The sequence below is a fragment of the Bradyrhizobium sp. ISRA442 genome (assembly GCF_038085055.1).
In the GTDB taxonomy this organism is placed as follows: Bacteria; Pseudomonadota; Alphaproteobacteria; order Rhizobiales; family Xanthobacteraceae; genus Bradyrhizobium.
The window spans coordinates 1-6,313 of record NZ_JALGCN010000050.1 but is presented as its reverse complement, the minus strand read 5'-3'; the positions used below and the strand labels follow the sequence as shown (position 1 = coordinate 6,313).

The 6,313-nt window shown below is 60.1% G+C and carries 9 protein-coding genes and 1 pseudogene; 7 read left to right on the top strand and 3 right to left on the bottom strand.

Features of this window, described 5'->3' with window-relative positions; genetic code table 11:
* Positions 1-396 precede the first annotated feature (396 nt).
* Complete coding sequence (locus MTR72_RS40055; protein WP_445819691.1) at positions 397-660, top strand: hypothetical protein; 264 nt, start codon at positions 397-399, stop codon at positions 658-660.
* Positions 657-893, top strand: coding sequence for a hypothetical protein (locus MTR72_RS40050; RefSeq protein ID WP_341512330.1), 237 nt, complete (start codon positions 657-659; stop codon positions 891-893). Before MTR72_RS40055 ends, MTR72_RS40050 begins: the two co-directional genes overlap by 4 nt.
* Before the next feature lie 821 nt (positions 894-1,714).
* Here the strand turns inward: MTR72_RS40050 and MTR72_RS40045 are convergent.
* Positions 1,715-1,939, bottom strand: a complete 225-nt coding sequence (locus MTR72_RS40045) for a hypothetical protein (protein ID WP_341512329.1) — start codon at positions 1,937-1,939, stop codon at positions 1,715-1,717.
* A 338-nt stretch (positions 1,940-2,277) separates the two neighbouring features.
* On the opposite strand from MTR72_RS40045, the gene MTR72_RS40040 reads away from it, so the two are divergent.
* The 5 genes and pseudogenes from MTR72_RS40040 to MTR72_RS40020 all read left to right on the top strand — a co-directional run bounded on the left by MTR72_RS40040 (position 2,278) and on the right by MTR72_RS40020 (position 4,677).
* Positions 2,278-2,739 (top strand): Hsp20 family protein, encoded by a 462-nt coding sequence (locus tag MTR72_RS40040; protein ID WP_280969219.1) that lies wholly within the window; start codon positions 2,278-2,280, stop codon positions 2,737-2,739.
* A gap of 83 nt (positions 2,740-2,822) precedes the next feature.
* Entirely contained in the window at positions 2,823-3,314 is a 492-nt protein-coding gene (locus tag MTR72_RS40035; RefSeq protein ID WP_280969218.1) for an Hsp20/alpha crystallin family protein, read from the top strand.
* 82 nt (positions 3,315-3,396) lie between these two features.
* Positions 3,397-3,723, top strand: coding sequence for a hypothetical protein (locus MTR72_RS40030; RefSeq protein WP_341512328.1), 327 nt, complete (start codon positions 3,397-3,399; stop codon positions 3,721-3,723).
* Between the two features lie 39 nt (positions 3,724-3,762).
* Positions 3,763-4,267: pseudogene (locus tag MTR72_RS40025) on the top strand (SOS response-associated peptidase family protein); the annotation flags it as partial.
* A 50-nt stretch (positions 4,268-4,317) separates the two neighbouring features.
* The gene (locus tag MTR72_RS40020) at positions 4,318-4,677 is read left to right on the top strand and encodes an HNH endonuclease (protein WP_280969215.1); all 360 of its coding nucleotides are present in this window, start codon (positions 4,318-4,320) and stop codon (positions 4,675-4,677) included.
* A 314-nt stretch (positions 4,678-4,991) separates the two neighbouring features.
* Here MTR72_RS40020 and MTR72_RS40015 read toward each other — a convergent pair whose 3' ends face one another.
* Both MTR72_RS40015 and MTR72_RS40010 read right to left on the bottom strand, forming a co-directional pair.
* Positions 4,992-5,366 (bottom strand): DUF1330 domain-containing protein, encoded by a 375-nt coding sequence (locus MTR72_RS40015; protein WP_280969214.1) that lies wholly within the window; start codon positions 5,364-5,366, stop codon positions 4,992-4,994.
* A gap of 111 nt (positions 5,367-5,477) precedes the next feature.
* Positions 5,478-6,002 carry a hypothetical protein gene (locus MTR72_RS40010; protein ID WP_280969213.1) on the bottom strand — a complete coding sequence of 175 codons (525 nt, stop codon included), beginning with the start codon at positions 6,000-6,002 and terminating at the stop codon, positions 5,478-5,480.
* Positions 6,003-6,313: the final 311 nt, after the last annotated feature.

The window sequence follows — 6,313 nt, the reverse complement described above, 5'->3', positions numbered from 1 at the left end:
GATGTCGACGGTGAAATTATAGGTCGCATCGCAAGCGCCTCTTTGCGTCACGAAAATGAGGCTCCAGCAACCGTCGAATGCAGAGCGGGCTTGCGCGACGGAGAGGAACGCCACCAGGCAGCCCACGGCCGCCACACAAGTGAAAAGCTTTTTCATTGTTTGCTCCTAATTCCGGTGGGATGTCCGCCGCGGGGCCATGAGCAGACCAATGCATCCCACGGCGCTCACCGAGCAATCTGGCAGCGGTGTAGAAGATCAAGAGATGTTCGCGATGGTTTTTGCACACCCACAAGACGCAGTGGTTCAGCGCGGCTCGGAGCTACCACAGATCGACAATTTGCGAGGTGATCATGTTGCCGCTTTGATAGAGGTATGCCTCGCCCTGTCCGACGTCATATGCCCACCCACGATAACGGCCGCCCGCTCAAGATCACCTTCGGCCACATGCGCAGCATGGGCGTGCGTGGCATCCTCGTCTATTGCGCCGACTATCGGTGCGGCCATAGCGTTGCGCTCAGCGCCGATCGATGGTCTGACGACGTCCGGCTGTCGGATCTTGAGTCGCGGTTCATCTGTCAGGCTTGCGGTAGACGAGGCGCCGAGGTCCGGCCGGACTTCGATTGGAATACGCCGACAGTGCCAGCTATGGGCTACCGATGAAACTCACGACCGAACGTCCCTTCGCCGACCCGGAAGCCGCAGCCCGCAAGCTGGTCGAGCTCGCAAGGAGCATCGAGCCGGTCCCGGACGGCCGCATCCACATCGAGAAGATCAACGCGCCGTTCCTGTACACGCTCAAGGGTAGCGGGCTCAACCGAGGCTCGCTCGAGCTGCACGAGAGCGGCACCTTCGTGAGGCTGCTGACCAACGCGGAACACAACCCCGGCCTTTGAGGCGGGTCGGACCGGAAAGGCCGGAGCCGCTGGAGGAAGCTTGGTCCTCGGGCTAGCGAGGCGCAGGCTACTCAACTCACCGAGTTGTTCTGTTCGCTTCAGCACTGTTCCGGGCAGGAACTTCAGCAAATTCGTAAAATCCCCTGGAAGTGCTCAAGGGGCTAGGGCTGAAGCGAGGCGGTGAACTAAACACGCCGCTTCTTGCCACGGCCTTTAGGTCTCCTCCGTTCCGCCGCTGTAACCTTCCGCTTGGCTTTGGCCCCAACCCGACCAAGCGCTTGCTCGAAGGTCTCGGTCCGCTTCGTCGGGAGGCGACTCGCCAAGTCGGGCATGAACCTCTCGACGAGATCTCGCGTAGTCTCGTCGATCCATTCGATATCGTCAAAGGAAGCAATCTGGTCATGGAGGGCTCGGAAATCGTCGTCCGTCATGGGCGTACCATCGGGGCGGAGCGGTGCTCGCTTTGGCTTGATGCGTTTCATGGCGATTAACCGGAGTTTTCCGAAGATCGTTCCGAAGTCGAAGCAGCCTACCAAATAGCCCCGTCAGCATGAACCGGCCTGTCACAAGCCTGTGGCATGGCCGTTGCACGTTCGAAACCAACTGGGATTTCAGCGCTCAGTTCGAGAATGAAACGCTGCCGGGACCTGTATTTCGAGCCCGGCAGCGTTCTATTTCGAGACTGATGGGACAGTGCCAGCGTGAACCGGCGGCCTTGCTCATCAGACGGGTGCTGTCCCGAAGTTATGCAGGTAAATGTGCCGGTCTTAGAAGTGTCGGATGACCTTCTCGCTGCCGCGGCAGAAGCTCGCGGGCGTCGCTCATTGACCGCCTTCCGCAACTGAGGCAGCCACTTGGTTTTTCGGAATGGGAAACGCGACGGGGAAGGTGGTGGCCGCGAGGGCCACGAGCTTGCTCTGCTCCTCGGCCAAGCGGCGTTCGATGAACTGACGTTCAAGCTCCGATAGCCTCGTCCGAAGCAGTCGCCGGTAGCGGTGAATGTTGTTGCGGTGCGCGCGAATGCGGTCCAGATCTTCATCGAGCATCCTCGTCACTCCTGACGGTCGTCGCAATCCTTTGGTGTTGAGAAGGCGGGAAGAAAATTCCCCGCGGAAAAATATTCGAGCGAGGATCACTGTCAAGACGCCTCTTGCCGTGCATCCGAGTCCTTCAGGAAGGGGAGCGGGGCCCCGCCGTCACTGTGAATTTTTTTGCGGCCCACCTCTTGAAACGGCGTCTCGTTTTTCTAAGTCATTTTTCGCCGCGAGAGCGGTGTGCCGGATGCCTTCACGGGTCCGGCGCGGGCGCTGGGCCGGGTATCAGACCCGCTCTGAGTCCTGCCTTGCGCTCCTTGTATCCAACTTGCTCTTTGGAGGACTTGGTTATGAGGACCACCTTTGACTTCGCGCCTCTGTGGCGCTCCACCATCGGCTTCGACCACTTGGCCGACCTCGTCGACAGCACGCTGCGCCAGGCGAGCGAAGACCACTATCCCCCGTACAACATCGAACGCACCAGCGAGGACCACTATCGGATCTCGCTCGCCGTCGCCGGCTTTGGCGCTGACGACATCGCCGTGACGGCCGAGCAGAACGCGCTCACCGTCGAGGGCAGGAAGCCCGAGAAGGCGGCCGGCGAGTACCTGTACCAAGGGATCGCTGCGCGTCCGTTCCGGCGCGTGTTCAACCTGGCCGACTACGTCCACGTGACTGACGCCTCCTTCCGCGACGGACTGCTGATCATCGATCTCGTCCGAGAGGTACCCGAAGCCATGAAGCCGCGCCGGATCGAGATCGGAAGCGGCGCCTCTCCCGCCTCGCAGATCGAGCAGAAGAAGGCGGCCTGACGCCTGATCGAGGTTCGACCACGGAACGCGGCGCGCACAAGCGCAGCCGCGCTCCCTGTCTCATGCAACGATGGAGAAAAACCATGGCAGTTCGTGATCTCATTCCCTGGTCGAGAAACCAGGACCTTGCGCCGACGCGTGGCACCCACGATCCTTTCACGACGCTGCATCGCGAAATGAACCGCCTGTTCGACGAGGTCTTCCGAGGTTTCGGCGGGACGGGCCTGTCGCCGCTCATGGAAGGGCAATCCGGCTGGCCGAACATCGAGCTCAGCGAGACCGACAAGGCGCTGACGATCTCGGCCGAGCTTCCTGGCATGACGGAGAACGATGTCCAGATCGAAATCGCTAACGGGGTGCTGAGCATCCGCGGCGAGAAGAAGAGCGAGCGCAAGGACGAAGGCAGATACTTCACCGAGTGCCACTACGGCTCGTTCCAGCGGCAGATCGCGCTCCAGGACGTCGAGGAGGACAAGGCCGAGGCGTCGTTCAAGAACGGCGTCCTGACCATCTCGCTGCCGAAGTCCGAGAACCCGCGAGCGGGCGTCAAGCGCATCGCGATCAACAAGCAGTAAAGACCATCACGCACGGGCGGCGGTCGCCGCCGCCCGAACTCGCCGAACCCGTCCCGAGAAAGGAGCGTAAAGGGAGGCATCAATGACCAACGCCAACACGGACGCAGACAATCTCAATCCCCTCTTCCATCCGGCCGCGCACTATGCGTCTCCGGACGACATCCTGAACGACAACGAGCTCTCCGTGCCGGAGAAGCGGCTCATTCTGTCGTCATGGGCCTCCGACATGTTCGCAGTCGAATCCTGCCCCGCGCTGCGCGAGATACCGGGCATGGGTCACACAATCCGGCTCGCCGACATCCTGGCCGCGCTGCGGCGGCTCGACGGCGACGACGATCCGCCGCCCCGTGGGGGCGTGCCGATGCGGCTGCGGCGGCCCTGGGCCGCCGCACTATGGAGGTCCGCATGATGTTCGCGCATGCGACCGATCGCGGTCGCCGGTGACTCAATGGTGCTGATGCGCTGGGTATGCCGCCGCCAGGGACCGGCGGACCGCCGGTGACCAACGTCCGCAACACCGCCTCGCCGCATTGGCGCGGATGGCTGAAGCCGGAGAACCATTGCCTGGCCTGTTCAACAGCTTCGCCGAGTACGCGCCCGAGCCGAACCCGGAGGCAAAGAAGGAGGATGTCGTCTGGTTTGCGCTGAATGACGATCGTCCGCTCTGCGCCTTCGCAGGCATCTGGACCGAATTCAAGGGCGATCGGGGCACCAAGTCGAAGCCGGTCCCCGGCCCTCATCTTGTTTACGGATTTCTGACGGCGGCGCCGAACGCCATTGTCGCGCCAATTCATCCCAAGGCGATGCCGGTGATCTTGACGACTGACGAGGAGCGCGATGTCTGGATGCGTGCGCCATGGGACGAGGCGAAAGCCTTGCAGCGACCATTGCCGGATGATGCCCTCAAGATCGTCGCGCGAGGCGCCGACAAAGAAGACAAGGCTACTGCCTGACAAACTGCTCAGACACAGGGAGATTAAAGTGCAAACAAGCGTCATTCCGCATGGCCGTCATCACCGCCTACAACGGTCGTTGCGCATTGTCTGGATTGCCCGAACCTCTTCTTCTCGACGCCGCCCACATCGTCGCCGACAAGGACGAGCGCTACGGACAACCCGTCGTTTCCAATGGCATCCCGCTGTCCAAAATCCATCATGCGGCTTTCGACGCGCATTTGATCGGCATCGATCTGGATTATCGCCTCCACGTATCTGATCGCCTGCTGGCGCAGAACGATGGCCCCATGCTCGAAGCCCTGAAGCGGCTCCATGGCAACACAATTCACCTGCCAAGTCGCGCCAAAGACCTCCCCGACCGCGATAGGCTTGCGATGCGCTTTGAACGTTTCATCGCTGCTACGTGACAACGCACGTTACGCTTGGTGGAGCTGGATCGGAGCGCGCCCGACGTGGTTTAGTGCGCGCTTGATGTCCGTTATACCCCTGACAGCGGCGCGAGAGCGGACGTTATGGGAGGTCCGAGTCGGGCCACAACTCATGCAATGAAACAACTACGGGCCTGCGATGCTCACTCGATCACGTCATCGGCGAGCGCGAGTAGCTTGTCTGTAATGGCGAGGCCAAGTGCTTTGGCGGCTTCTCCCTACTCGTTTGCAAAGCTCGTGGGCTTCAGAGGCCGCCCGGTTGGCGGCCTCTGGCATGTGAGAATTACAAGCAATTAGTTCGGCGCGCCATCAACCGCAAAGGAGCGGAACTTCGCGTATTTTTCGCCGAGTTTTCGGTGCTCAATATACTCGGGGTTGGCGCGCCACGCCTTGATCTTCTCCATGCTATCCCAGACCTGAACGACAACGCGCTTCGGTGCATCGCCGTCAAATGCTGTTACCTTTCCGCCATCGGCAGTAGCGGCTCCTCCGATCGCCAAGAAGCGACCGCCGGCTGCCTTAATGAGGGCTTGAGCCTTCGGGACGTACTCTTTCGCATAGGCATCGGGGTTGGTTACATCGATTTCTGCGACGTAGTAGACAGGCGGCTTGGCCTGTGCGTGAAGACCCTCGGCCGCAAGACCGCCGATCGCGACGCCGGCAAGCAATGCTATTGCGATTTTGCAATTGGATCTCATGGCAAATCCCTTCTGTTGTGCGATTTCTATTCAATGACGATGCCCCCTCAACAATAGCGCAACCTAATTGCGTGTTGGACGCTACTGCTGGCTCGTGCGGACAGCACCCACTTCGCTGTCAGTCGTCAATTCGATGCTAAATCGACCAACGCCTGTTGGCTTAGTGTCAAATTTGACGACCTTGCCCGAGAGTGTGGCAAGTGTGCCAGAAGCGAGCTTGAACACCGCTTTGCCAGAGGATTCACTGCCGGCAGGCTTGCCATCTTTCATGACGACAGACCCTTTGCCCTCGGTGAGTTGGGTCACCGCGAGCCCGCCGGCCGCCCTGACAATTCCGCCAGCAGACAAGTACGTTCCTTGAGGACCATCCCACTCGCTGATAGAAGACCCTGTGTACACAGCGTCTTTCAGCAGACCCTCTACGCCAAGGCAAGAATATTGGAGACTGCGGAGCAGGTGTCCATCCCGGTCACCGACCGTCTCCTGGCTTATTGCGCCGACAATGCTGCATTCATATCGCCCCACCGTTTCCGCCAGCGCAAATCCGGTTACGCTGATCAAACCAAGAGCGGAACACGCAACTGTAACGAGGAAACGCTTGTTCATTGAAATCTCCTCTAAACGCGTGTGCGAACGCACACGATGCATTCGGGCGCAGGAGAACAGCCAAAAAAAGTGGTTGGTCTATTGAGGCTCAGTGCCCGCCGGTGGCTCTGACGCTGCCCGCCAAAAATGACCGGGACTTCGGCACGTCCCTTCCGGCAGCTCGCACAAGTATGCCCTGAACCCTACACCTTCAGAAAGGAGGCAGGAAGAAGGTCCTTCAACCATAAAGAGGTATCCAGACGAGGCATTCCGGTATCCGTAGGTCAATACGCACAATACGACAAAGGGAATTTAGCGATCCGCCGATTTCT